The sequence below is a fragment of the Ruegeria sp. C6 genome (assembly GCF_056537625.1).
On sequence record NZ_JBQFRW010000002.1, the window covers coordinates 95,929 to 118,628 of the forward strand.

General features: G+C 57.5%; 22 protein-coding genes. 9 read left to right on the plus strand and 13 right to left on the minus strand.

All coding sequences use genetic code 11. The features are described 5' to 3' along the window. Positions 1-24: 24 nt before the first annotated feature. Complete coding sequence (hspQ, locus tag ACR0MJ_RS08055) at positions 25-351, minus strand: heat shock protein HspQ (protein WP_170398818.1); 327 nt, start codon at positions 349-351, stop codon at positions 25-27. 80 nt (positions 352-431) lie between these two features. Here hspQ and ACR0MJ_RS08060 point away from each other — a divergent pair, with 80 nt between their 5' ends. After that, positions 432-1,313, plus strand: coding sequence for an AEC family transporter (locus ACR0MJ_RS08060; RefSeq protein WP_170406666.1), 882 nt, complete (start codon positions 432-434; stop codon positions 1,311-1,313). Between the two features lie 60 nt (positions 1,314-1,373). Beyond that, positions 1,374-1,955, plus strand: a complete 582-nt coding sequence (locus ACR0MJ_RS08065; protein WP_480760431.1) for a transglycosylase SLT domain-containing protein — start codon at positions 1,374-1,376, stop codon at positions 1,953-1,955. A 15-nt stretch (positions 1,956-1,970) separates the two neighbouring features. On the opposite strand, the gene ACR0MJ_RS08070 is transcribed toward ACR0MJ_RS08065, so the two are convergent. From ACR0MJ_RS08070 to ACR0MJ_RS08085, 4 genes are all read right to left on the minus strand, one after another. Beyond that, positions 1,971-2,567, minus strand: coding sequence for an outer membrane lipoprotein carrier protein LolA (locus tag ACR0MJ_RS08070; protein WP_170406673.1), 597 nt, complete (start codon positions 2,565-2,567; stop codon positions 1,971-1,973). A 39-nt stretch (positions 2,568-2,606) separates the two neighbouring features. Continuing rightward, the gene (locus ACR0MJ_RS08075; RefSeq protein ID WP_170625788.1) at positions 2,607-5,525 is read right to left on the minus strand and encodes a DNA translocase FtsK; all 2,919 of its coding nucleotides are present in this window, start codon (positions 5,523-5,525) and stop codon (positions 2,607-2,609) included. Between the two features lie 14 nt (positions 5,526-5,539). After that, positions 5,540-6,721, minus strand: coding sequence for an aminotransferase class I/II-fold pyridoxal phosphate-dependent enzyme (locus ACR0MJ_RS08080; protein WP_480760439.1), 1,182 nt, complete (start codon positions 6,719-6,721; stop codon positions 5,540-5,542). Between the two features lie 108 nt (positions 6,722-6,829). Further along, entirely contained in the window at positions 6,830-8,158 is a 1,329-nt protein-coding gene (locus tag ACR0MJ_RS08085) for an amidase (RefSeq protein ID WP_480760441.1), read from the minus strand. Between the two features lie 52 nt (positions 8,159-8,210). Here ACR0MJ_RS08085 and ACR0MJ_RS08090 point away from each other — a divergent pair, with 52 nt between their 5' ends. Further along, on the plus strand, positions 8,211-9,473 hold the full coding sequence (locus ACR0MJ_RS08090) for an FAD-dependent monooxygenase (RefSeq protein WP_480760444.1): 1,263 nt from the start codon (positions 8,211-8,213) through the stop codon (positions 9,471-9,473). Here the strand turns inward: ACR0MJ_RS08090 and ACR0MJ_RS08095 are convergent. The 5 genes from ACR0MJ_RS08095 to ACR0MJ_RS08115 form a co-directional block, all read right to left on the minus strand. Next, entirely contained in the window at positions 9,470-9,655 is a 186-nt protein-coding gene (locus ACR0MJ_RS08095) for a Trm112 family protein (protein WP_170398842.1), read from the minus strand. The two genes, ACR0MJ_RS08090 and ACR0MJ_RS08095, sit on opposite strands and share 4 nt — an antisense overlap. Then, entirely contained in the window at positions 9,652-10,293 is a 642-nt protein-coding gene (locus ACR0MJ_RS08100; RefSeq protein WP_170398861.1) for an LON peptidase substrate-binding domain-containing protein, read from the minus strand. Before ACR0MJ_RS08100 ends, ACR0MJ_RS08095 begins: the two co-directional genes overlap by 4 nt. A 27-nt stretch (positions 10,294-10,320) precedes the next feature. Next, positions 10,321-11,238, minus strand: coding sequence for a thioredoxin family protein (locus ACR0MJ_RS08105; protein ID WP_170398864.1), 918 nt, complete (start codon positions 11,236-11,238; stop codon positions 10,321-10,323). Between the two features lie 87 nt (positions 11,239-11,325). Further along, positions 11,326-12,114: an exodeoxyribonuclease III gene (locus tag ACR0MJ_RS08110; protein WP_480760447.1), complete on the minus strand. Its 789-nt coding sequence runs from the start codon at positions 12,112-12,114 to the stop codon at positions 11,326-11,328. A gap of 320 nt (positions 12,115-12,434) precedes the next feature. After that, positions 12,435-13,121, minus strand: a complete 687-nt coding sequence (locus ACR0MJ_RS08115) for a response regulator transcription factor (RefSeq protein ID WP_170398869.1) — start codon at positions 13,119-13,121, stop codon at positions 12,435-12,437. A gap of 161 nt (positions 13,122-13,282) precedes the next feature. Between ACR0MJ_RS08115 and ribA the strand changes: the two genes are divergently transcribed. Next, positions 13,283-14,377, plus strand: a complete 1,095-nt coding sequence (gene ribA / locus ACR0MJ_RS08120; RefSeq protein WP_480760451.1) for a GTP cyclohydrolase II — start codon at positions 13,283-13,285, stop codon at positions 14,375-14,377. Beyond that, positions 14,374-14,874 (plus strand): L,D-transpeptidase family protein, encoded by a 501-nt coding sequence (locus ACR0MJ_RS08125; protein WP_480760453.1) that lies wholly within the window; start codon positions 14,374-14,376, stop codon positions 14,872-14,874. The genes ribA and ACR0MJ_RS08125 overlap by 4 nt, the downstream gene beginning before the upstream one ends. Here the strand turns inward: ACR0MJ_RS08125 and ACR0MJ_RS08130 are convergent. Next, positions 14,858-15,517: a YggS family pyridoxal phosphate-dependent enzyme gene (locus ACR0MJ_RS08130; protein WP_480760456.1), complete on the minus strand. Its 660-nt coding sequence runs from the start codon at positions 15,515-15,517 to the stop codon at positions 14,858-14,860. The two genes, ACR0MJ_RS08125 and ACR0MJ_RS08130, sit on opposite strands and share 17 nt — an antisense overlap. 101 nt (positions 15,518-15,618) lie before the next feature. Further along, positions 15,619-16,626 carry a porin gene (locus tag ACR0MJ_RS08135; protein WP_170398881.1) on the minus strand — a complete coding sequence of 336 codons (1,008 nt, stop codon included), beginning with the start codon at positions 16,624-16,626 and terminating at the stop codon, positions 15,619-15,621. A 278-nt stretch (positions 16,627-16,904) separates the two neighbouring features. Between ACR0MJ_RS08135 and ACR0MJ_RS08140 the strand changes: the two genes are divergently transcribed. The 4 genes from ACR0MJ_RS08140 to holA all read left to right on the plus strand — a co-directional run bounded on the left by ACR0MJ_RS08140 (position 16,905) and on the right by holA (position 21,515). Continuing rightward, positions 16,905-17,387, plus strand: a complete 483-nt coding sequence (locus ACR0MJ_RS08140) for a DUF3576 domain-containing protein (RefSeq protein ID WP_170398884.1) — start codon at positions 16,905-16,907, stop codon at positions 17,385-17,387. 72 nt (positions 17,388-17,459) lie between these two features. Next, the gene (gene leuS, locus ACR0MJ_RS08145; RefSeq protein ID WP_480760458.1) at positions 17,460-20,012 is read left to right on the plus strand and encodes a leucine--tRNA ligase; all 2,553 of its coding nucleotides are present in this window, start codon (positions 17,460-17,462) and stop codon (positions 20,010-20,012) included. Further along, positions 19,999-20,490 carry an LPS assembly lipoprotein LptE gene (gene lptE, locus ACR0MJ_RS08150; protein ID WP_480760461.1) on the plus strand — a complete coding sequence of 164 codons (492 nt, stop codon included), beginning with the start codon at positions 19,999-20,001 and terminating at the stop codon, positions 20,488-20,490. Before leuS ends, lptE begins: the two co-directional genes overlap by 14 nt. Next, the gene (gene holA, locus ACR0MJ_RS08155) at positions 20,487-21,515 is read left to right on the plus strand and encodes a DNA polymerase III subunit delta (RefSeq protein WP_480760464.1); all 1,029 of its coding nucleotides are present in this window, start codon (positions 20,487-20,489) and stop codon (positions 21,513-21,515) included. Before lptE ends, holA begins: the two co-directional genes overlap by 4 nt. Positions 21,516-21,518: 3 nt before the next feature. Here holA and ACR0MJ_RS08160 read toward each other — a convergent pair whose 3' ends face one another. Next, a complete protein-coding gene (locus ACR0MJ_RS08160; protein ID WP_480760467.1) occupies positions 21,519-22,697 on the minus strand; it encodes a TIGR03862 family flavoprotein in 1,179 nt (392 codons plus the stop codon). Positions 22,698-22,700: the final 3 nt, after the last annotated feature.

Consider the following 22,700-nt stretch of genomic DNA (forward strand, 5'->3'; position numbering starts at 1 on the left):
CACACGCCATTATGACGGACATATTCAGTTCAACTGAAAGTGCAGCGGATAAGATCCATCCTGAAACGGGCCGAACATGTTGGGGATATCGGGATGGTCTACCGGCTCACCCGATTGATCCTCAACCAGATTTTGTTCTGAAACATAAGCGACATAGAAGGATTGATCATTCTCAGCCAGCAAATGATAGAACGGCTGGTCCTTCAGCGGGCGACTATCTTCGGGAATGGCCTGATACCATTCCTCCGAGTTCGAGAATTCCGGATCGACATCAAAAATAACCCCTCGAAAAGGGTGTCTACGGTGTCGAACCACCTGTCCCAGGCGGTACTTGGCTTGTGTCTTTAGCATTGTTTCGGCCCCCAAAGCATTTAGTACATCTTTTCGGGCAGAAAAGCCAACCAATGAGCTGAAATTCGGGGAAACAGTCTGTGAACCTACTCCTAACAGTGTTCGAAATCGTTGCCCCAGTGTTCCTTCTGGCCGGGATCGGGTTTGCGTGGGTCAAGCTTGGGTTCGAGTATCGGTTACAATTTGTCACGAGGTTTGCGGTGACGCTTGCAGTGCCCAGCCTGATCTTCGTAGCTTTGATGCAAACCGACATTCCTGGCGGTGAATTGACCGTTTTCACGCTCGCTGCGATTGCATCACATGTTGCTTTGGCGGTGGTTTTCTGGGTCTTTGTACGTGCCTCAGGGCTTGAGCAGCGGACCTATCTGTCACCTCTTATCTTCGGTAACACTGGGAATCTGGGCCTGCCTTTGTGCATCTTTGCCTTTGGGCAGGCTGGGTTGGGTTTCGCGGTGATCTTTTTGGCCGTTACCGCTCTGTTTTCTTTCACTTACGGTATCTATCTGGTCGCGGGGCGCGGCGCCTTTGGCAGGGTTCTGCGCGAGCCCATGGTCTGGGCCACGCTGCTGGGGGCATTGTTTCTGTGGCGTGGATGGCAGACGCCACTGTTTCTAACCAACACGCTGGAACTGTTGGGCCAGATGGCGGTGCCTATGATGCTGATCACCCTTGGGGTCGCGATTGCACGCCTGACAACACAGAAGCTGCAACAGGCTATATGGTTGTCCTTGCTGAAACTCGCGGTGTGCTTCGGGTTGGGCTGGGTTCTTGCCATCAGTTTTGAACTGGGCCCTGTGGCTTTCGGAGTTTTAGTTTTGCAGATGTGTACCCCAGTCGCTGTCACCTCATACCTGCTGGCAGAGCGGTTTGAGGCGGATTCAGATGCGGTTGCAGGCATGGTCATGGTCTCGACCGTGCTATCGGTTGCCGCACTGCCTATAATTCTCGCTATTATTCTGTAACGATTGTGATTTCCTCAGAGCTCAATCTGCGCTAGAATAAAGAAAAAAGGCACGAGGCACATGAGCAGAATTCTTTTCGTACTCTTCGGGGTGCTGCTTTTGGCATCCTGTGGTGGCGGGTCCAAACAGCCACCGAGCAGACTGAATGACGCGTGCAGCATTGCGCGCGAAAAACCCGATTATATCAAGGCTTTCAAAAGCACCGAGCGCAAATGGGGTGTCCCCGTTCACGTTCAGATGGCCACGATTTACCAAGAAAGCCGTTATCGCGCAGATGCGCGCACACCGCACAAATACGTGCTGGGCGTCATCCCGATGGGTCGCCAAAGCAGTGCTTACGGCTATGGTCAGGCACTTGATGGCACGTGGGAGCAGTATCAGCGCGAAACCGGCAAACGCCGCGCCAAGCGGGATCGCATCCGTGATGCGTCAGATTTCATTGGCTGGTACATGAACAAAAGCTATGAGCGGAACGGGATTCATCCCACCGACACGCGTAACCAATACCTGGCCTATCACGAAGGGCAAACCGGCTACGCGCGCGGCAGCTACAACAGCAAATCTTGGCTGTTGAACGTTGCGAATGATGTAGACGCCCGAGCGCAACTGTATCAGGCGCAGCTGGCGAACTGCCGTTACTAAACAAACCCTGTCAGGTCAGCGATCGTCTGACCTGATACGGGTTTTGCTTGAAAACACGCTGGAATCGAGGTTTCCGCCTTCAGTCAACGGCCCCAGCAGTACGGTCGTTTGACTTCCAGCGTTATCGTGGATCACCCATTTGCGCAGCTCAACCGGATTGGATGTAAACATTAACTCGATCCGCCCGCTTTCCGGGTTTTTGGGGTCCTGAGCCGTCACAACCGTGGCGGTCCCGTCAAAATCGTGCCCAACAACCATATTGGCTTGCCCCAGATTGACATTCCGCGCCAACACCAGTGACAGCGGTGTGCGTTTCAGCGGGTACTGTTCGGGCGGCTGATTGGATTTCGGGTCAAAGATCTGCACCGTCCCCGACCGCGCCAAAACTACCGCGCTGTTGGGCGGATCATATTCGAACCGCATTTTTCCGGGCCTCTCGAGCCACAGCTTACCGGTGCTAAGCGATCCGTCATCATTCACCTGCGTGAATGTGGTCTGAGCCGTCTTCATCTGGTTCAGGTAGTTAGAGATTTGCGACAGTGGCAGCTTTTCAGCCGCCCACGCGGCGGGCGCAGCCAGTGTCAGAGCAAGGGCAAAAGCAATCTGTTTCATAGGACCCAGATAGGCGTTCTGCCCTTGTTATTAAATATCTTACTGCTCGGGGACGAGGATTTCGCGTTTTCCAACGTGATTTGCCCCGGAAACAACGCCTTCGTCCTCCATCTGCTCAACAAGCCGCGCAGCTTTGTTGTAGCCAATGGCAAGTTTTCGCTGAATGTAGGACGTCGAGCATTTGCGATCTTTGATCACAATCGCCACTGCCTGGTCGTAAAGGGCGTCTTCTCCGTTCGTGTTGCCACCCGTGTTCAGGCCCAGAACAGCGTCGATATTGTCAGCCTTTTCCTCAGCCGGGCCATCGACCACGCCACTCATGTAGGCCGGCGGACCGAACTGTTTCAGGTGGTTGACGATTTCTTCGACCTCTTCATCCGAGACAAACGGACCGTGGCAACGGGTGATCTTCGCCCCGCCCGCCATATACAGCATGTCGCCCTGACCAAGCAGTTGCTCGGCACCCATCTCGCCCAGGATCGTGCGGCTGTCGACTTTCGAGGTCACTTGGAACGAAATCCGGGTCGGGAAGTTCGCCTTGATCGTCCCGGTGATCACATCGACCGAGGGACGCTGCGTCGCCATGATCAGGTGAATGCCCGAAGCCCGCGCCATCTGCGCCAGACGCTGGATGCAGGCCTCGATCTCCTTGCCCGCAACCATCATCAGGTCAGCCATCTCGTCGACGATCACAACGATATAAGGCATTGCTTCGGGCGCGAATTCTTCGGTCTCGAACATTGGCTCGCCGGTTTCATCGTCAAAGCCGGTCTGGACCGTGCGGCTGAACATCTCGCCCTTGGATAGCGCATCCTTCACGCGGCCATTGTAGCCCGCGATATTGCGCACGCCCATTTTGGACATTTTGCGATAGCGATCCTCCATCTCGCCCACGACCCATTTCAGAGCCACAACCGCCTTTTTCGGGTCGGTCACAACAGGCGAGAGCAGGTGCGGGATACCGTCATAGACCGACAGTTCCAGCATCTTGGGGTCGATCATGATCAGGCGGCACTCATCCGGCGTTAGCTTATAAAGCAGCGACAGGATCATCGTATTGATTGCCACCGACTTACCGGAACCGGTCGTACCAGCGATCAAGAGGTGAGGCATTTTTGCCAAGTTCGCCACCACGGACTCACCGCCGATATCCTTGCCCAACGCCAAGGGCAGCGCATGATTACCATCGCCGAAATCGCGACTGGCGAGGATTTCGCGCAACACCACCATCTCACGGTTTTCATTGGGCAGTTCAATGCCAATAACCGAGCGCCCCGGTAGAGTTGAAACCCGCGCGGACAAAGCCGACATTGAGCGCGCGATATCGTCGGCCAAACCGATCACACGGCTGGCTTTTAAACCCGGTGCAGGCTCCAATTCGTACATGGTCACAACCGGACCAGGGCGGACACTTACGATCTCGCCCTTGACGCCGTAGTCATCCAGCACGTTTTCCAGCATCCGCGCATTTTCCTCGAGCGCCTCATCGCTTAGGTGATGGCGTTGGATGCTTGCAGGGTTGGACAGAAGGCCCAGCGGTGGCAGTTCGAAATCGGAATGCCGTTCCTCGAAAGAAAGTGTCGGCTGTGCTTCGGCTTGCGCCCTGCGCGAAGGTGGAGGAGTGCGTCGGACCGGTTGAGCTACTACAGGTTTACGCGGCTCAGCGACAGGAATCTTGACAGCCTGTCTCGGTTGGAGCGCGGGTTCGGGGGCATCATCAAACACGGCCCCATCATCATAGTCCGGTTCGGAAACATAGTCCTGCTGCATCCAATTATCAGCCTCGGAGTCAGCCGCCAGCGTCTCAACATCAGATCCTGCTGTCAGCGGTGGTTCGGGGGGCAAACCTGCAGAGGTCATCGGGGGTTCGGGCGGCAACTCGTCTGCCGCGCCAGAGTTCAAAATCAACGGGTCAGGTCCCCTGCCCCGCCCTTTGGTCAATGGCAAGTTGGGATCGGGTTCGGGCGTTAGCACACCAGCGGCCACTTTACGATTGCGTACAGCGGCGGAAATCTTGGACCGGATGCGATCCTCACCCGGCATGTCGTAATACCCTTCGACCGCAACGTTTTCGACCAACTCAGGCTCGGGCATTGGGTCAGGACGACGGATCAGCGAAGGCATTCGAGCCAGAAGGCCTGTCTTGGCGACAGGTTCCTGCGCTTCAATCTCAGGGTCTTCAAAGACCGGATCAGCGTAGGCCAGGTCGTCGTCAAAATCCGCCTGAACCGGAACTGCACGTTCGGCCTTGCGCTCGGCCCATTGGGCCTTCCGGTCCCGTGCTGCCCGCGCTGTCGCCGATGCCCCGCGTCCCAGCGCGTTCATCAACAGATCATAGGCCATGACCAGTCCCAACAGAAACGCCCGGAAGCCATTGCGAACGTCCGCTTTGCCGAAACCCAACACGAATACACCCAGAGCCAGCATACCGACCGCCATCGCCAGCGACATCAGCTTGACCAGGAAATGCGATGAGATCGGCAACAACGTCAAAATCGCGCCCATCACTGTATCGCCGAATAGACCACCCAAGCCATAGCTGTGCGTCGTCCGCCATTCGGCACCCGGCACCAGAGTCGCTGCATAGACAGCCAGAACGGCGATCCAGATCGGCGCAAAAATCAGGCGGGCAATGGCACGGTCTTCACCTAAATGGCCTGCAAATCGAACGCCCCAAGTGATCAGCACCAAGGCGACACCCAGGCTGCCCCAACCCACGATCATAAACAACGGCGCGGCAATCGAGGCCCCAATGCGCCCCATCCAGTTTTGCACGGGCGCATCGGTCGAAACCATCCAGTTTGGATCATCGGGCGTATAGGACCAGATCATCGCTGCAGCGGCCAACCCCAACAGGATCAAAGCGATCCCGATCAGTTCTTTGCTACGCCGTTCAATGGCGGCTTGCGTGTTGCTGTCCAGCAGCGGGTCACGGTTTCGCGCGTTATATGATGCCATTTTGCCCTCGTACCTCACGAATAGATGCAGTCGCGGAGTGTAATCAGCCCGCGCTTCATCTCTGTTTTTGGGGCCACCATCGCGACCCGGATAAATTGCTCGCCCGGGTTTTGCCCCGGATCACCTCGAGAAAGATATGCGCCCGGCAGAACCCGAACACCGGTTTCCTGCCAAAGCTTCAATGCGGTTTCTTCACCGTTTTCGACCGGCAGCCACAGGAAGAACCCGGCCTCGGGCGGCATGTAGCCTTGTACGCCTGCGAAAACCTCATCCGCGACGGCGTATTTCTCCTGATACAGCGCGCGGTTTTCCTGCACATGCGCTTCATCCGCCCAAACCTTGGCGGCGGCGGCCTGCAGCGGGGCGGGCAAAGGGGCACCCGCATAGCTGCGCAACAGTTTGACACGGCTGATTGTTTCAGGTCCACCTGCGATCAGCCCCGACCGCAACCCGGCCAAGTTCGACCGCTTGGACAGAGAGTTGAACAGCGTGACACGTTCGGGGTCAGCACCCAGTTCCTGCGCAACGGTCAGCGCGCCAACCGGCGCGGCGTCGCGGTAGATTTCGGAATAGCATTCATCGGCAAAGATGCGGAAATCGTACTTTTCAGCCAATTGAATCAGCTCAACCCAGTAATCGCGCGAGGCGACCGCCCCCTGAGGGTTCGCGGGCGAGCAGATATAGGCTACAGCAGTACGGTTCAGAACCTCTTCGGGCAGGCCTGCATAGTCTGGCAAATGGCCAGTGGCAGCGGTTGCCGGCACGAAATATGGCTGCGCACCGACCGAAATCGAGGCAACCATGTAGACCTGATAGAAGGGGTTCGGGCACAGAATGATCGGTTGCTGCCCATTTTTCTGCTCAGGGCAGAGCGCCATTGCAGCGTTATAAAGACCCTCGCGCGTACCGTTCAGTGCCATCACATTGGCATCTGCATCCATCGACACACCATAGCGGCGGTTGATCCAACCCGTGATCGCTGCGCGCAATTCAGGTGAGCCTTCGTTCGGGGGATAGCCCTGAAACCCGGCGGCGTTTTCCATGATCACGTCAGTCACCCAAGAAGGGAAATCATGCTTGGGCTCGCCAATGGTCATGTGAACGACTTCACCACCCGGCTGATGATGATCCAACAGGGCGCGTAGACGCGGAAATGCGTATTCCGGTAGGTTCGAAAACCGCTCGGGGAAATTCATGATACTGCCTCAATTTCGGGGTCATTTTGCGCCCCGTTTTATGGCAGATTACAGATCGACCCGGGCTTCGTCCAGACAAAGAGGTGCCGAATCAGGGGATTGTGGCATTCAGGTCAAAGCCCTTTCGGCTGATGAGCCGAGCCGTAACAAGGCCTCTTCCGACCCCGGATAGCCCAACATCATCAGCCCGCAACCGGGTGTTCCCGTGGGCAAAGTCAGTGCCGCAAGCCCCATCAGATTGCCGATCCGGGTGTTGCGGAGAGCCAAGAGATTTTCGGTAACATAGTAGTCATGATCATTCATCAACCGGTCGAGATTGGGCGGTAGGATCGGGGCCGTCGGCGCAAGCACGGCGTCAAAGCCCGCAGAGGCCGCATCCCAAGCCTGTCGACAAGCGGTTAGTTTCGACCAAGCGGCCACGTAATCGGGGCCGGAATAGGCCTTGCCCATTCGGAACCGTTCAAGGATTTCGGGATACATCGCCTCGGGGTTCGCTTCTATCACATCTCGCCACAAGCCGTAGGCTTCGGTTGTATAGAGCACACCCGACAGGCTCATCGCTTCGTTCAGCTCAGGCACGTCAAGCGGAACGATCTCGGCCCCGGCCTCTTTCAGGCGCGCCAGCGCATCTTCATAGGCGTTGGCTGGAGCTTCGCGCAGATCGTCCTTGGCCACGTTCTGCAAATCAGCAAAGCGGCGACCGATCAATGACGCCCCGCGCAGATCAGCCGGGGCGGTGCCCTCAAGCACAGCAAGCATATGTGCGGCGTCCTCAACTGATCGCGCCAGAGGCCCAACGGTATCGAATTTCAGGCAGAGCGGCACGACGCCCTCAAGGCTAACGCGCCCCGCCGTGGTTTTCAGCCCCACCAGATCGTTCCAGGCCGAGGGAATCCGCACCGATCCACCCGTGTCCGAGCCAACGCCGCCTGCAGCAAGCCCCCAAGCCACCGAAGCTCCTGCACCTGAAGATGAGCCGCCCGGCACTGCGTCTTCGTCATTCACGCATGGAGGCGTAGCCGTCACAGGGTTTAGACCCAAACCCGAGAACGCCAATTCGCTCATATGCGTTTTACCCAGACAGACCGTACCCATCGCGGTCGCGTTCCGCACCACCTGCGCATCGGATTCGGGCACGCGGCCTTCCAACAGGGCCGAACCGGCCTCGGTCCCTACGCCTGCCGTGTCAAACAGGTCTTTCCAGCTGATCGGGACGCCATCCAACAAAGACCGCCGCAGGCCAAGCTTTGCCCGCTCTTGCGCCGCAAGGGCCTCGGCGCGGGCGCGATCGTGGGTCACCCGGGCATAGATCCGATCGCGATGTGGATGGGCGTCAATCGCGCTTAGATAAGTTTCTGTCAGTTCAACCGGATCGATCTGCCCCATTCCGATACCACGGCCCAAATCACATGCCGTCATGGTCAGCCAGTCTTGCATCCGGTCCCCTCCCGAGTAATTCCGTGATCGGACGGTAGCGACAGGACCGCACATGGACAATCCCGAAAGGGCGCGCATATTGCAGCACATGGAACACAGATCCGATATCCTGATCGTTGGTGGTGGCCTGAACGGCCCTGCCCTTGCGCTGGCGCTGGCCCAGACCGGGCATTCAGTCGTGGTTGTTGACGCTCTGGCAGAGAAAGTGCGCAAGAATGCGACCTTCGACGGGCGCGCTTATGCGCTGGCATTGGCGTCGCAACGTCTGCTCGACGCGATAGGCGTTTGGGAAAAGGTGGAAGAGCACGCCCAGCCGATGCTGGAGATCAAGGTAACGGATGGCCATGCCGGTGCCGGACCTTCCCCGTTCTTCATGCATTTTGATCATGCCGAGATCGAAGAAGGCCCGATGGGCTATATGGTCGAAGATCGCCACCTGCGGCGGGCTTTTCTGGAGACCATGACCGAACAAGACGGGGTTACCGAATTCAGCGGAAAAACGGTCGTGTCTCAGGACATCTCGGCAAACGGGGCAACACTTACACTGGATGACGGGTCCACCTTGTCCGGCAGCCTTCTGGTGGGTTGCGATGGCCGCCGCAGCGGGACCGCTATGCGCGCCGGAATCAAGCGAACCGGCTGGGACTATGGACAGACCGCTCTGGTCTGCGCCATTGAACACGAGCTACCGCATCACGGTATCGCCCATCAGTTCTTCATGCCCCCCGGCCCGTTGGCGATTCTGCCGCTGACCGGGAACCGCAGTTCCATCGTCTGGAGCGAACGCACTGAGACCTCCGCGCAGATCAATGCGCTGCCCGAGGCAGATTACCTACAAGTTCTGCGCCCGCGCTTTGGCGATTTCCTGGGGGATATCCGCCTGCAGGGTGACCGGTTCACATACCCGTTGAACCTGACCATCGCCAATTCCTTCATCTCGGACCGGTTGGCTTTGGTCGGAGACGCCGCCCATGGCATGCACCCCATCGCCGGGCAAGGCCTGAACGCAGGTCTGCGTGATGTCGGTGCATTGGCCGAGGTTCTGACCCTTGCGGGACGACGTGGCGAGGATATCGGATCAACGCTTGTGCTGGAGCGCTATCAAGAGTGGCGCCGGTTCGACACAGCCTCGCTTGCGATGGCGACTGATATGTTCAACAAGCTGTTTTCGAACGATAATCCCCTACTCCGCATAGGTCGGGATATTGGAATGGGTATCGTCGGATCGCTGCCCGGGCTGCGCCGAGGTTTCGTGCGCGAGGCTGCAGGTCTGACCGGAGACCTGCCGAAACTGCTGCAGGGACACCCGATCTAGTCCAGCTCTCGGGCCTCATCCACTAGCATCACTGGAATACCGTTGCGGATTGGAAAGGCCAGAGCGGCGGCTTTTGACACCAGCTCTTGCCGTTCGGCATCATAGTGCAGCGTCGTGTGGGTCTGCGGACAAATCAACGCCTCAAGCATATGGCGGTCAAAGGCGTGTTCGGTATCGCTCATTGCAGTTTTTCCTCATTCGATCCGCCGCGCATGGCGAATTCAATTAATGTCACCAATGTCTCGCGCCGGGTGCGCAGGCAGGGGGCCTCAAGCAGGGCTTGCTTTTCCTCGGGGTCAAACTCTAGCATCATCGACAGGGAATTGACCAAAAGCTCATCATCGGCATCTTTCATTGTGTCCCAATCGGTGGACAACTGACGGGACGAAAAAAATCGTTCCAACAGCCGCAGGAACCTGTTCCGATCAAAACCGTCATCTACCTCGGCCTTGCCGAGATCTCGGTCAAACCCGTCCCAAGACACCGAAACCCGACGATACGGGGTGAAACTGTCCAACTCTGATTTGACCCTGAACCGAGAGATTCCCGTCAGCGTAATCAGATACCTGCCGTCTTCGGTCTCGGAAAACTGGGTGACCCGTCCAGCGCATCCAATCTGGTGCAACTTAGTTTCGTCCCCCTGACAGGTATTCGGTTGCACCATCCCGATCAGGCGTTCTTGCGTTTTCAGCGCGTCGTCCAGCATCTGTAGGTAGCGCGGCTCAAAAATATGCAGCGGCAGGCGAGACCGTGGCAGCAGCAGCGCTCCGGGCAAAGGGAAAACGGATACCGTTTCCGGCAAATCGGCAGGATGCATCATGTACCCGAGTTTAGTTCTGATCGGGGATTAGGCAAATATCATCGAGCTGAGCTTGCGCCGCCCGTTCAGAACAATCGGGTCATTGGGCTTGAGCGCATCGAAAATTGTGAAGAGCTGCGCCTTTGCTGCCCCATCATTCCACTCGCGATCGCGGCGGAACAATTCCAACAGTTGAGCCACTGCCTCTTCGACATCGCCATTGGCATGCAGGGCCTGCGCCAGATCGAAACGGGCTTGATGGTTGTCTGGCTCGGCCTCAACTGTTGCAGTCAACTCACCTACCGGACCAGCATCTGCAGCCTGCTTGGCCAATTCCAGTTGCGCATGGGCCGCTTCAACCTCGGGTGAAGTGGAAATCTCGGCAGGAGCGCCATTGAGGATCGCCTCAGCCTGATCCAGATCCCCCGATGCAATATGCGCGCGCACCAACCCGCCATAAGCGGCAGCGTGATTGGGGTCTTCACCCAGTATGGCGGCAAAAGTCTGTGCCGCGTCTACAGCGGCCCCCTCGGTCAACATTTCTTCGGCAGCTTGCACAGCATCATCTAGTTGACCACCCGGGCTTTCACCGCCCGCGGCTTCGATCACACGATCTATGAAGGCCTTGATCTCGGACCCTGGCAAAGCGCCCTGAAACCCGTCGATCGGTTGGCCTTTGTGAAATGCATAGACCATCGGAATCGACTGGATGCGCAGTTGTCCTGCAATCATCTGCGCTTCGTCCACGTTGATCTTGACCATCTTGACCGCACCCTTGGCAGCGGTCACGGCCTCTTCCAACGCCGGGCCCAGCGTTTTGCAGGGGCCGCACCAAGGCGCCCAGAAGTCAACGATGATCGGCGTCTCTTGTGAGGCTTCGACCACATCGGCCATGAAGGTGGCCTCGGTCCCGTCTTTAATCAGATCAGTGGCTTGGGGGCTGCCTGCGCCGTTCAGAAGGTCCATGGCTTATACTCTCTGGTTCGAACTTGCGCCCTATATGCAGTCCAATGCGGCAGAAACCAAGGGGGGAGTTCGGCGAATTTGCTTCGGTCAGACGTCAAACGTAGCAAATACCGGGGCGTGATCACTGGGTTTTTTCCATCCGCGCGCGTCGCGCAGAATGCGGCTGGAATGACCCGCGTTCGAGATATCGGGCGTAGCCCACACATGATCCAGCCTGCGTCCCTTGTCGGCGGCATCCCAATCTCGTGCCCGATAAGACCACCAGCTGTATAGCTGGCCCTCGGGAATATCCTGCCGGGTGATATCGACCCAGCCACCTGCATCCTGAGTCTCGGCTAGCGTTTCAACCTCGATCGGCGTATGTGAAACCACCTTCAGCAACTGCTTGTGCGACCAGACATCATCTTCGCGGGGCGCAATATTCAGATCGCCCACCAGAATGGACTTTTTCGGCTTTTCCGCATGGAACCAATCGCGCATGTCAGCGAGGTAATCCAGCTTTTGGCCAAACTTCTCGTTCACTTCGCGATCCGGCACGTCGCCCCCAGCGGGGACATAGAAATTATGAATGGTCACGCCATTCTCCAACCGCCCCGCAATGTGTCGCGCATGACCCAAACCCGCGAAATCCTTATCCCCTACTTCCTCAAGCGGAAGGCGCGACAGGATGGCGACGCCGTTATACCCCTTCTGGCCCCGCGCAATCATATGCGTATAGCCCAGCTCGGCGAACCCTTCGGTTGGGATTTTGTCGACCGGCGATTTGCATTCCTGTAGACACAGCACATCCGGTGCCTCTTCCTGCAGCAATTTCAGAACGATAGGCTCGCGCAGGCGGACCGAATTGATGTTCCATGTGGCAAGGGTGAAGGGCATATCCGGGGGTTCCTTTGTCGAAGTTGCCGCAGGTTAGCGCGGCGCCAAGCGAGGTGCCATCGAAAAACAAAGCAATGTTGCCTGACCCGGCGGTGACGGAAACTTGCAAAGTTTCCGGTCCGATTTCATTGAATGAAATCGGATGCCCGGTGCCGATATCGCCCTGCACGATACAGTTGCACCCTACAAAAAAAAAGCCGGGCCATCAGGCCCGGCAGTCCAACAGGGAGGTGCATGTCATAACCCGGACATGCGCGGGTTGGGAGTAATCTAAAGATACCTACAGAGTATCACTTTGATCCAAGTCAATCCACCATTAGTCAAGCAACAAGGCGATATCCGCCCGATTCTGTGACCAAAAGGCGCGCATTCGACGGGTCGGGTTCAATCTTCTGACGCAGACGATAGATATGGGTTTCAAGCGTGTGCGTTGTAACGCCTGCGTTGTAACCCCAGACCTCATGCAAAAGAACATCACGTGCAACGACGCCGTCAGTTGATCGATAGAGGAACTTGAGAATGTTAGTCTCTTTCTCGGTCAGGCGGATCTTGCGATCATCTTCGGTCATCAGCATCTTCATGGCCGGTTTGAAGGTGTAGGGCCCCAGAACAAAGACCGCATCCTCGGATTGTTCATGCTGGCGCAGTTGGGCCCGAATCCGGGCCAGAAGAACCGGAAATTTGAAAGGCTTGCTGACATAATCATTAGCGCCAGCATCAAGGCCCAGGATCGTGTCAGCATCGCTGTCGTGCCCAGTCAGCATCAGCACCGGGCTTTTGACGCCCTGCTTGCGCATCAGGCGACACAGCTCACGGCCATCGGTATCCGGCAGGCCGACATCCAGAATCACCAGATCGTATATTGCTTCGCGCGCGCGTTCCATTGCCGACGCGCCATCGGACGCCTCGAACACGTCAAAGTCTTCGGTCATGACAAGTTGCTCGCTGAGCGCTTCGCGCAGGTCTTCGTCGTCATCCACCAGCAGGATTTTCTTGAGCTGAGCCATGTACGGTCCTCCTAAGCCTTTTCCATCACTTGCGTATGAAGAATGCAATCAGCAAGATTTACTGCAGTCGTCTCACGCCCTCGTGTCTGACGCCGAGGAAATGTTTCACATTTTCCAGTGATCGGGGTAGGACAGGGTCTGATCGTTTCAAGGTAAACTGCATGAGTCTCACTCCCGACATCACCGAATTGCTGGCACGGGCGCGGGCTGACCTGCGTATGGGTGTTCCCGTTGTTCTGACCGACGAACTGGGATTTGGAGTACTCGCATTCGCCACCGAGACCCTGAGCCCGCAAAGGTTGGCCGATTTGCGCGGCTTGGGCGGGGATCCCGTTGTCGCCATCACGGTTCGGCGCGCTGAAACACTTAAAGCGCGTGCATATGACGGCGATCTTGCTCGTGTCATGATCCCGGCGGATGCTGGGCTGAGCTGGGTGCAGGCGGTGGCCGACCCGTCCGATGATCTGAACGCCCCGATGAAGGGCCCGCTGATGACCGAACGACAAGGCAGCGCAAATCTGCACCGGATCGCTATTGCGCTGGCCAAGTCGGCGCACTTGCTTCCGGCCGCCGTCGTCGCCCCAATTCAAGACGGGCGCGAATTTGCGGCAGATCATGGTCTGACCTGCATTGACCATGCCCGGGCCGCGCCACATCTGACAGATCGCAGCGCTCTGCACCCTGTCGTCGCCGCACGCCTGCCGATGGAAGTGTCGGAGGCCGGGCGCCTACATGTATTCCGCCCCGAAGATGGTGGAGAAGAACACTATGCGGTTGAAATCGGTCGCCCTGACCGCGACAAGCCCGTCCTCGCGCGGCTGCATTCGGCCTGTTTCACGGGCGATCTCATGGGCAGCCTGAAATGTGACTGTGGCCCGCAACTGCGCGGGGCCTTGGCTCAGATGGGGGACGAGGGTGCGGGCGTCCTGCTCTATCTGAATCAGGAAGGGCGTGGGATCGGGCTTGCCAACAAGATGCGCGCCTATTTTCTTCAGGATCAGGGATTTGACACTGTCGAGGCTAACCACCGGCTTGGATTCGAAGACGATGAACGGGATTTCAGGCTCGGCTCGGATATCCTGAAATCGCTGGGCTTCAATTCGGTCCGTCTACTGACCAACAACCCTGCAAAAATCGCGATGATGGAACGCACAGGTATCGCCGTCACCGAACGGGTTCCGTTGAAAGTAGGTGAAACAGATTTCAACCGCGTGTATCTGGCGACCAAAGCGGCAAAGTCAGGCCACCTGCTGTGACACCAAGCGATCTGGTTTTGACACCGCGTGGCGTTCGGTTTCTCGGGCACCTGTTCCCCTGCGCTATAGGCAAAGGGGGCTTGAGCCCAACCAAGCAGGAAGGTGATGGGGCAACACCATCAGGTGTGCATCACATTGTGGGTATGCTCTATCGCGCAGACCGAATGCCACGACCGGCGCATTGGGCACGACCGATCGGACCCCGCGATTTATGGTCTGATGACATAGAGGACGATGCGTATAACCATTTGGTGCACGCGCCTCATGATTTCAGTCACGAAAAACTGCGTCGCCCAGATCCGCTTTATGACCTGATCTTGATAACCGATTGGAACTATCCCAATTCAGAACCCAGCCGGGGATCGGCCATCTTCCTGCATCAATGGCGACGCCCACGGTTTCCGACCGAAGGTTGCATCGCATTCAGGCGCGACCACCTACGTTGGATTGCCCAAAAAATCACGCCGGGCACACGGCTGATCATCCCTGAGGCTTAACCCGCGCCCCGAATATGGCAGACCCAATACGGACGTGTGTGGCACCCAAGGCGATTGCCGATTCAAAATCACTGCTCATTCCCATCGACAAACCCTCCAGCCCATTCCGCTCTGCGATTTTTGCCAATAACGCGAAGTGCAACGCGGGTTCTTCTTCAACCGGTGGAATGCACATCAAACCTCGGACGGGCAGGTCCAGGCTGCGGCACTCAGCAATGAACGCATCAGCATCTTGTGGAAGAGTACCGGCCTTCTGATCCTCTTCGCCTGTGTTGATCTGTATAAAAAGATCGGGGCACTTACCCATTTCTTGTGCCAATCGCGCCAATGTTTTGGCGAGCTTTGGTCGATCAACTGAATGGATGGCATTGCAAAGCTCGATCGCCTGACGTGCCTTGTTTGTTTGCAATGGACCGATCAGATGCAGATCGATGTCCGGAAAACTCTCGCGAAATGCAGGCCATTTGCCAGCGGCTTCCTGCACACGGTTTTCTCCGAAACACCGGTGGCCCTGCTTCAACACGGCTTCGACCCGGTCATTAGGTTGCACCTTGGAAACCGCGATTAATTGCACCGAGCCTTCGGCGCGTCCTGCCGCAGATTCAGCTTTGGCTATTCGATCGGTGATTTCTTGCAGCGACATGGGTCCCTCATTCTGCGTTTGCAGCAGCAAAACACCATGTGGCGGCAAAAGAAAAGGGCAGGTCCGAAGACCTGCCCTTGAACCTTGTGGTTCAGATCAACTTAGAAGTTGAACTGAGCACCAAAGTCGGCACGCAGCTGGCTGTCGCCGTCGCCACGCTTCTGGTTGCCGATACCACCGCGCAGCGATGCACCGCCACCCAGGTCGTAGATGGCACCGATGCCGTACTGCTGCAGATCGTCGTCTGCCGAACCGTCACCGTAAGCGAAGGTCAGAGTGGTTGCCGCGCCCAGGTTGTAGGCTGCCGACAGACCGTATGCGGTGCCGTTGCGGTCATCGTTTGCAACGTCATCGTCTGCGACGAACAGAGTACCGGAGAAGTCACCGAATTCTGCACCCAGGGTCAGAACGGTCAGGCTCTGCTTGTCGGCGTCGCCCAGACCGCTGGTCTGACCGTAGGCCAGAGCGGCAGTTACGTTACCGAAGGTGTAGGTTGCGCTGATGTCCCAGCGGTCTGCATCATCAGTGTCCGCACCCGCAACAGCTTCGTCAGCAAATGTGCGCTGGTCATACGACGCGCCGAAGGCGAAGTCGCCAACTGCGTACTGGAAGAACACAGCGTTTGCGCCCGAACCGGTCGACGAATACGCCAGGAAGTCATAGTCGACGCCCGAGTACTGACCAATGAAGCTTTCCAGGCCAGGCTCGTTACCGTAGTAGTTTGCCAAGTTGTCGAACGAACCGGCTACGTTACCGGCGTCAACACGCAGACCACCGAAGATGACCGAGAAGCGTGCGCCGTTCAGGCCAGCGGAGTTTGCTTCGCCGTTGCCGGCATCTTCGTCTGCCTGCAGACGAACACGGCCTTCAAAGCGAACGCCGCCGTCAGTTTCAACGATTCCGTCGATGTTCAGACGGAAGCGCGAGACCAGGATGGTTTCGTCGGTTTCTACGCCGGTCGCTTCACCACCACCAATTGCGTCAACGGTACCTGTACGGTCTTCCAGGTATCCCAGACCAAAGCGGCCGTAACCGCTGAACTTTACTTCGGCCGCTGCAACACTTGCGGTTGCAATCAGTGCGGTCGTTGCGAAGAGAACTTTTTTCATCTTGTTTCCCTCGGTTTCAAAGATTTTCTACTCGACACATGCAAAGCACGCGTCTCAGCACGGACACCGTTTCGCTTTTTTTGCCCCCGTTGCGCAAGCTTGGCATAAACGCAAAGACGTCATTCGGCCCAAATTGGTGCAAGGATGCCACAGTCAAATTCAACGGATCGTGCGGTTCGCGCGAGTCGATCATAAAAGAATAGGGTTGTTGCTGTACGGGTCCTTGTCTAGGAGTATCACTCGACAGAGCAAAACAAGTGACACGGGACCTTCCAACGATGCGCCGTATTACGATTCCAGGTTTGATCATGGTAACGGCTGCCTTATCAGCCTGCGGAGGGCCACCGCCTGGCGATGCAAGTGTGTTGACCGCTGATGGCAGCTCGACCGAGGAACGCGAACTGAATGACCCGAATCGTTCGACGATCTGGGACGTATTCGGCCCGAACACCTCAGAGCAGGTCACTCAGGTAAATCGCTATCTGTGGGCCGCATCGCTAGATGTACTGAATTTCTTACCGATCCAAGAGGTCGATCCGTTTACCGGAGTGATCGTAACGGGTTATGGCACACCGCCCGGCGGCGGGCGTTCCTATCGCGCGACAGTTCACATCAGTGATCCCGCTTTGGAAGCGCGTTCTTTGTCCGTAGCTCTTCAGACCAGTGGCGGTTCTCCGGTCAGCGCTGCAACGTCGCGCGCCGTCGAAGATGCGATCCTGTCTCGCGCGCGTCAGCTACGCATTGCGGACAACAAGTTCTAGAAACCCGACAAAAATCACACTATTACCACGCCGGGTTCCTACCCGGCGTTTTCATTCACGAAGGACCGCATGATGTCGCGCTACTCGGCCAACGAAATCGAAGCAAAATGGCAGGAGGCCTGGGACAAGGCCGGAATCTTCACCGCCAATCACAAGGCGGACAAGCCGAAATACTATGTGCTTGAGATGTTCCCCTACCCGTCTGGCCGTATCCACATGGGGCATGTACGCAACTACACGATGGGTGATGTGATCGCCCGCCACAAGCTCGCAACCGGTCATAACGTGCTGCACCCGATGGGCTGGGACGCGTTCGGGATGCCTGCGGAAAACGCCGCAATGGCCAGTGGTGGCCACCCCAAAGATTGGACCTACGGCAATATCGCCGACATGCGCGGACAGATGAAGCCGCTGGGCCTGTCGATCGACTGGTCTCGTGAATTCGCCACCTGTGATCCGGAATACTACGGCCAGCAGCAGGCTTTGTTCCTGGATATGCTCGAGGCCGGTCTGGTCTATCGCAAGAACGCCGTGGTGAACTGGGACCCGGTCGATATGACCGTTTTGGCCAATGAACAGGTAGAAAACGGCCGTGGCTGGCGTTCAGGCGCCTTGGTTGAGCGTCGCGAGTTGACTCAGTGGTTTTTCAAGATTTCCGATTATTCCGAGGAACTGCTCGACGCGCTGGATACGCTGGATAACTGGCCCGCCAAGGTACGCCTGATGCAAGAGAACTGGATCGGCAAGTCCCGTGGCCTGCAATTCGGGTTCGAACGCACCGATGGAGGTGAGCCGATCACCGTCTACACGACACGGCCCGATACGCTGATGGGCGCGTCGTTTGTTGGCATCTCGCCCGATCATCCGATTGCCAAGCAGCTTGAGGCAGAAAACCCGAAAGTCGCTGAATTCGTTGCCGAATGCCGCAAGGGCGGCACCACCGAAGAGGCGATCGAAACCGCCGAAAAGCTGGGTTATGACACCGGCATACGTGTAAAACATCCACTCGACCCCAGCTGGGAGCTTCCGGTCTGGATCGCCAACTTTATCCTGATGGACTATGGCACCGGCGCCATCTTTGCCTGCCCAGCTCATGATCAACGCGACCTCGATTTCTGTCGCAAATACGGCCTGCCTGTGGTCGATACATTCTTTGCACTGGATGATGACACTCCAGTCGACAAAATCGCGTTTGTTCCACCGAAAACCGAAAAAGTCCGCTGGGTGAATCATTTTGCGGGTCTCACCGAGGCAACGGGTGACGAGGCCATCAATGCCACCGTTGATTTCGCCGAAAAGGCCGGTTGGGGTGAAGGTGTTACCAAATACCGCCTGCGCGATTGGGGGCTCAGCCGCCAACGCTATTGGGGCTGCCCGATTCCTGTTGTGCATTGTGATCAATGCGGCACGGTCTCCGAGAAGAAAGATAATCTGCCGATCGAGCTGCCTTATGATGACGGCAACAGCAAACCCATAGATTTTTCGATCCCCGGCAACCCGCTGGACCGCCACCCCAGCTGGCGCGACACCCCTTGCCCTTCCTGCGGCGCTCCAGCCAAGCGGGAAACTGACACGATGGACACGTTTGTCGATTCGTCGTGGTACTTCGCCCGTTTCACCGCCCCGCGCGCTGAAACACCCACCGATCTTGCCGAAGCCGAGTATTGGATGAATGTCGACCAATATATCGGTGGGATCGAGCATGCGATTCTGCACCTGCTCTATTCGCGCTTCTTCGCGCGGGCGATGAACATCACTGGTCATTTGCCGAAGAAAGCGATTGAGCCGTTCAACGCGCTGTTTACTCAAGGCATGGTGACTCATGAAATTTATCAGACACGCGACGCCAACGGTCGCCCGGTCTATCACCTGCCCGAGGACGTGACCGACGGCAAACTGACCGACGGCACCGTGGTTGAAATCATCCCCTCAGCCAAAATGTCCAAGTCGAAAAAGAACGTCGTCGATCCGGTCAGCATCATCTCGGCCTTTGGTGCGGATACTGCGCGCTGGTTTGTTCTGTCCGACTCCCCACCTGAGCGCGACGTGGAATGGACCGCGTCGGGCGCCGAAGCCGCGTTCAAACATCTCAGCCGCGTGCACCGCATCGCCGCAGAAATCGCAGAATCGGACTTGCCGGCCACAGCAGATGACGAAACGCTGCTACGTGAGATGCACAAAGCCATTCATGACGTATCGGGCGGGGTCGAATCCTTTGGCTTTAACGCATCTATCGCAAAGCTTTATGCATTCACCAACACGCTTGCCAAATCCAAAGCGGGCTCTGCAGTCAAGCGCGAGGCAGCCAAGACACTAGCGCAGCTGATGTCGCCGATGACGCCACACTTGTCCGAAGAACTTTGGCAGATGCTGGGCGGCGAAGGCCTGGTTGCAACCGCGCCTTGGCCCATCGCGGATGAGACGATGCTGATCGATGACACCATAACCCTGCCGATTCAGATCAACGGCAAGCGTCGGGCCGAGATCAGCGTAGCCAAAGATCTGGATAAAGCAGAGGTTGAAAAAATCGCCCTCAGCACCGAAGCTGTGCAAAAGGCGCTGGATGGCGCTGCACCGAAGAAAGTGATCGTTGTTCCGGGCCGGATCGTTAATGTCGTCGTTTGATCGTAGAACCCTGTTATTGATGCCGCTGGCGCTCGCCGCTTGCGGGTTCGAGCCGGTCTATGCGCCCGGAGGATCAGGCTCGGCCTTGGATGGCAAGGTCGAGATGTCAGCGCCGAATACCGTCGAAAGCTTTCTGCTTGTTCAGAATCTGGAACGCAAATTAGGTCGAAGCGCGACCTCGGGCAACGAATACAAGCTGGATGTGGGGGTTTCGACGGTCACCCGCAGGGCCTCGATCACCACAGCAAATGAAACCAATCGCTACACCATCGACGGGAACGCGACTTACGCGCTGAAATCCAATGCGACCGGGCAAATCATCGCCTCGGGCAACGTTACCGAATTTGTCGGCTATTCTGCTGCGGGCTCAACTGTGTCGACGCTGGCCGATGAGCGTGATGCGACCGAGCGGCTGATGGTGATTCTAGCCGATCAGATCGTGAACCGCCTTTACGCCACGCCGGGCCTGTCCACATGAAGTTGAGCCCGCGTGAGGCTGAAGGGTATTTTTCCAAGCCGGGCGCGGACAAAGCCGGATTGCTGATCTACGGGGCGGACGCGATGCGCGTTGCGTTGAAGCGTCAACAGGTGCTGGCGGCTTTGCTGGGACCTGGCGCCGAAGAGGAAATGCGCCTGACCCGCATTCCCGGAAGCGATCTACGCAGCGATCCGGCCCTGTTGCTGGACGCGGTCAAGGCTGTCGGATTTTTCCCCGGTCCCCGCGCGGTGTTTGTTGAAGACGCCACCGATGTCGCAGCGCCTGCGATTCTCACAGCCCTTGAAGACTGGGATCATGGTGATGCACAGATCATCGTAACGGCCGGGCAGCTCAAACCCAGCTCAAAAATCCGCAAAGCATTCGAAGCGAACCCTGCCGCATACGCTGTTGGCATCTACGATGACCCGCCCTCGCGCGCCGAGGTGGAGCGCATTCTGGCGCAAGCCGGATTGAAGAATATTCCGCGCGATTCGATGTCGGCGCTAAGCGAACTTGCAATGGCGCTCAGCCCTGGTGATTTCACTCAATCAGTTGAGAAACTGTCGCTTTACAAACGCGGTGACGCCGGTGAACTGACGATTGAAGACATTGAAGCCTGTGCGCCGCGGTCGACCGAGGCGGCGCTGGATGATGTATTGAACGTCGTTGCCGAGGGCCGGGCACAGGAAATCGGCCCCCTTATCCGACGCCTTCAGGCGCAGGGCACCAACGGGGTCACCTTGTGTATTGGGGCGACGCGGCATTTCCGAACGCTCTATGCCTGCGCATCCGACCCTGGAGGCGCGGCGCAGGGAATCGGCAAGCTGCGTCCTCCGGTCTATGGCAAACGACGTGACCGGATCCTGAGGCAAGCTCAGGGATGGGGGGCGCCCAAGCTGCAGACCGCTTTAACCGTCCTTACAGATACGGACCTATCCTTGCGCTCGGCAGGTCAAACCGCACCTGCGATGGCACTGGTAGAGCGTGCAATGATCCGACTGGCGATGCTGGCCCGATCGGGTTAAGGCCTAGCGCGCCAACCACGTTGCCGCCGACTGACCGGCCCAACGTCCAGTCGCCAGACAGGCGGTCAGAAGATAACCACCGGTCGGGGCTTCCCAATCCAGCATCTCGCCCGCGCAAAAAACGCCCGGACATGCAGTCAGCATCAAACCGCTGTCCACGGCACCCGATGCTACCCCGCCAGCGGTTGAGATCGCCTCATCCATCGGGCGTAGCCCAGCATACCTGATAGGCAGGTTTTTCAGCGCACCGATCCATTGCGTTTGCTTCAATGCGCGGCCCTTAGTCATTTCGTGGAACAAAGCGATCTTTTGCGGAGACAGACGCAGACCATTCTTCAACCAATGCGAAAGCGTTGCCTTTGATTTCTTCGCGTCCAATCGCGCCTGCATCCCTTCAGCCGTCACATCCGGGACCAGATCAACAAACAGCGGCGCCCCCGTCCGCAGCGCAGGGGTCAGGGCATACATACCGCCACCTTCCAGGCCTTTTGCGGAAATAGTGGCCTCACCACGGCTATCCAGATCGCCCGCCATCCACCGCACCGACTTGAGCGCCGCGCCAAAATGTGGCTGCATATAGGGGCTCCAATCGACTGACAGAGCGGCGTTAGCCGGTGCAAACGGTGTTAGATCAACTCCGCTGTCCGCAAGCCATTGGGCCCAAGCCCCATCCGAGCCCAACCGCGCCCAGCTGGCACCCCCTAATGCCAAAACCGTCGCATCGGGCGAGCAAAACTGCATGCCATCTGGCGTCTCAAAAACCAACGCCCCACCTTGCCATCCCTGCCAGCGCCAGCTTGTCTTGATCTGAACACCGGCCTGATCGAATCTGGCCAGCCAAGCCCGCAGCAAGGGTGAGGCCTTCATGACTTTCGGAAACACCCGCCCGGTAGAGCCCGTGAACATCTCTTGCCCAAGATCACCGGCCCAAGCCTTCACCGCCTGTGCGTCAAACGCTTGTATCATCGGATGCAACCAATCCTTTGCATCCCCGTATGCGCCCATAAGCATGTCAAAAGGCTCATCCTTGGTCAGGTTCAGGCCGGACTTCCCCGCCATCAGGAATTTACGCGCGACAGACGGCTTGGCTTCGGCCACTGCAACCTCGTGCCCGGCGGCGGCAAGCTGTTCGGCGGCCATTAGCCCCGCTGGCCCTGCCCCGATGACCATGGTTTGCGCCATTGT